Consider the following 2,940-nt stretch of genomic DNA (forward strand, 5'->3'; position numbering starts at 1 on the left):
GGGGGCGGGAGTGGGGGCGTCGTGTGCGGGTGCCTGCGTCATGGGAACCACTTATGGCGGGCACCGCCGACAACGGCCCGCCGCCGCCCGCGACGGCCGCGCACCCGTGGTACGCCCGCCACCGCCACCGCGCCCGCGCCCGCTGTCAGCGGCGGACGTCCTGCGCGGGCTCAGTTGCCGGCGGAGCGAGAACCACCGCGTCCAGGTCCGGGCCGGCCTTCGCCGTGAGCGCCCCTGCCCGCACCTGCGCGCCCCGCCGAGCCGCCCGCAGCGCGTCCCACGTCAGCAGGACCAGGGCCAGCCACACCAGCGCGAACCCGGCCCAGCGCTCCGGCGGCATGGCCTCCTGGAAGTAGAAGACGCCGAGGAGGAACTGGAAGACGGGGGCCATGTACTGGAGCAGGCCCAGCGTCGACAACGGCACCCGTATCGCCGCCGCGCCGAAGCAGACCAGCGGCAGGGCAGTCACGACGCCGGTCGCCGCGAGCAGGGCCGCGTGCCCGGCGCCGTGCGCGCCGAAGGACGACTCGCCCCGGCCGCCCAGCCACAGCAGATACGCCAGCGCGGGCAGGAACTGCACCGCGGTCTCGGCGGCCAGCGACTCCACCCCGCCCAGGTTGACCTTCTTCTTCACCAGGCCGTACGTGGCGAAGGAGAACGCGAGGCAGAGGGAGATCCAGGGCGGCCGGCCGTAGCCGATCGTCAGAACGAGTACGGCGGCCAGGCAGACGCCGACCGCCGCCCACTGCACCGGCCGCAGCCGTTCCTTGAGCAGGAGCACGCCCATGGCGATGGTGACGAGCGGGTTGATGAAGTAGCCCAGGGAGGCCTCGACCACGTGCCCGGCGTTCACGGCCCAGATGTAGACGCCCCAGTTGACCGTGATGACCGCCGCGGCGACCGCGATCAGTGCCAGTCGGCGCGGTTGCCGGAGCAACTCGCCCGCCCAGGCCCAGCGGCGCATCACCAGCAGCGCGACGCCGACGAAGGCGAGGGACCACACCATCCGGTGGGCCAGGATCTCGACCGCCCCGGCCGGCTTCAGCAGCGGCCAGAAGAGCGGGACGAGACCCCACATCCCGTATGCCGCGAAGCCGTTCAGCAGACCCTTGCGCTGTTCGCTCGTCGGCTTGGCGGCCACCGCGTCTCCCCTCATACCAGCACATGACCATACGGTCATGATGGTCATGCGCTCACGACGGTAACGCCGAGCGCCCCCGCCTGTCATGTTCGTATCGGCATACGGTCATGACAGGCGGGGGTGAGCGTCCTCAGGGGCGGGACGGGGGAGTGCGCGCCCCTGAGGGGTATCGGGGTTATCTCCAGGTACCGGGAGGTACTGGGATGCACCTGGAGGTATCTGTAGGTACCTGTAGGTATCTGGAGGTGCTGGGATGTATTGGGAGGTCAGCCCTTGAGGGCGGCGGCGATCGACTCGGCGATCGGTGTGGTCGGGCGGCCGGTCAGACGGGACAGGTCGCCGGGCGTGCCGGCCAGCTCGCCCCGCTCGATGGAAACGTCCACGCCCGCGAGGATCGCGGCGAGCCCCTCGGGCAGGCCGACGCCGGTCAGGATCCCGGTGTAGACCTCGACGGGGACGGCGTTGTAGGCGACGTCCTTGCCGGACTGCTTCGCCACCTCGGCCGCGTACTCGGCGAAGCCCCAGTTGGTGTCGCCGCTCAGCTCGTACGTCGTGTTCTCGTGACCCTCGCCGGTCAGTACGGCGACAGCGGCGGCGGCGTAGTCGGCGCGCGCGGCGGAGGCGACGCGGCCCTCACCGGCGGCCTGGGTGACGCCGTGCTCAAGGGCGACGGCGAGCTGCTCGGTGTAGTTCTCGTTGTACCAGCCGTTGCGCAACAGCGAGTACGGGACGCCGGACTCGAGGATCGCCGCCTCGGTGCCCTTGTGGTCGTCGGCGAGCGCGGCCGTCAGGGCGCCCGGGGCGCTGGTGTACGCGAGGAGCGCGGCGCCCGCGGCCTTTGCGGCGTCGAGAACGACCTTGTGCTGGCCGACGCGGCCCTTGTCGAACTCGTTGCCGGAGATGAGCAGCACCCTGTCGCCGGCGGCTATGACACCGTCGAAGGTCTCCGGCTGGTTGTAGTCGGCGACCGCGATCTTCACACCGCGGGCCGCGAAGCCGGACGCCTTCTCCGCGTCGCGGACGACGGCGGTGATCTGGTCGGCCGGGACCTTCTCCAGCAACTGCTCGACTACGTGACGGCCGAGGTGGCCGGTGGCTCCGGTGACGACGATGCTCATGGCGTATCTCCTAGTGGGGTGCGGGCTGGCACTAACCCTAGGAGAAGCGCTAACTCTAGGAAAGTACCCACTTTCAAGTAAGGTACTTACATGGGAGTAAGCGCAGCAGCCGAAGCCACGGGCACGGCGGTCACGGGCAGGACAGCCGCAAGCAAGACAGCCGCGAGCAAGGCGGTCACGGGCAAGGCGGTCACGGGCAAGTACGAGACGGCCGACGCCGAGGGCATGTGCCCGTACCGCCTGGTCATCGAACACGTCACCAGCCGCTGGGGCGTGCTCGTCCTCATGGAGCTGCTGGAGCGCCCGTACCGCTTCAGCGAACTGCGCCGGGCCATCGGCGGCGTCAGCGAGAAGATGCTCGCGCAGACCCTCCAGACGCTGGAGCGCGACGGCCTGGTCCACCGGGACGCGAAGCCGGTCATCCCGCCCCGCGTCGACTACTCGCTCACCGACCTCGGCCGCGAGGCCGCCGCCCAGGTCAAGGCCCTGGCCGTCTGGACGGCGGAGCGCATGCCGGACGTGGACCGAGCTCGGCGGACGTACGACGAGGCCCGGGTCGAAAAGACCCGGGCCCGGTAGTCGCTCGTACATACGGCCTGTCTGGCATACGGCCTGTAATACGTGCGACCTGTCTGGCTATGTGGCCGTCGGACTATCCGACGACGGTCCAGGTGTCGTTGC

At 70.3% G+C, this 2,940-nt stretch carries 3 protein-coding genes; 1 reads left to right on the top strand and 2 read right to left on the bottom strand.

Annotated elements, in window-relative coordinates:
* Positions 1-145: 145 nt before the first annotated feature.
* Positions 146-1,156 (bottom strand): EamA family transporter RarD, encoded by a 1,011-nt coding sequence (gene rarD / locus AOK08_RS41580; protein WP_422125825.1) that lies wholly within the window; start codon positions 1,154-1,156, stop codon positions 146-148.
* A gap of 251 nt (positions 1,157-1,407) precedes the next feature.
* A complete protein-coding gene (locus tag AOK08_RS41585) occupies positions 1,408-2,259 on the bottom strand; it encodes an NAD(P)H-binding protein (protein ID WP_055535735.1) in 852 nt (283 codons plus the stop codon).
* Positions 2,260-2,484: 225 nt separating this feature from the next.
* Here AOK08_RS41585 and AOK08_RS41590 point away from each other — a divergent pair, with 225 nt between their 5' ends.
* Positions 2,485-2,838 carry a winged helix-turn-helix transcriptional regulator gene (locus AOK08_RS41590; protein WP_055535737.1) on the top strand — a complete coding sequence of 118 codons (354 nt, stop codon included), beginning with the start codon at positions 2,485-2,487 and terminating at the stop codon, positions 2,836-2,838.
* Positions 2,839-2,940 lie beyond the last annotated feature (102 nt).

Source organism: Streptomyces graminilatus (assembly GCF_001418565.1).
In the GTDB taxonomy this organism is placed as follows: Bacteria; Actinomycetota; Actinomycetes; order Streptomycetales; family Streptomycetaceae; genus Streptomyces; species Streptomyces graminilatus.

Coding starts and splice junctions, on each gene's coding strand:
- AOK08_RS41585 (WP_055535735.1), bottom strand. CDS start 2,259: ATGAGCATCGTCGTCACCGGAGCCACCGGCCACCTCGGCCGTCACGTA.
- rarD (WP_422125825.1), bottom strand. CDS start 1,156: ATGAGGGGAGACGCGGTGGCCGCCAAGCCGACGAGCGAACAGCGCAAG.
- AOK08_RS41590 (WP_055535737.1), top strand. CDS start 2,485: ATGTGCCCGTACCGCCTGGTCATCGAACACGTCACCAGCCGCTGGGGC.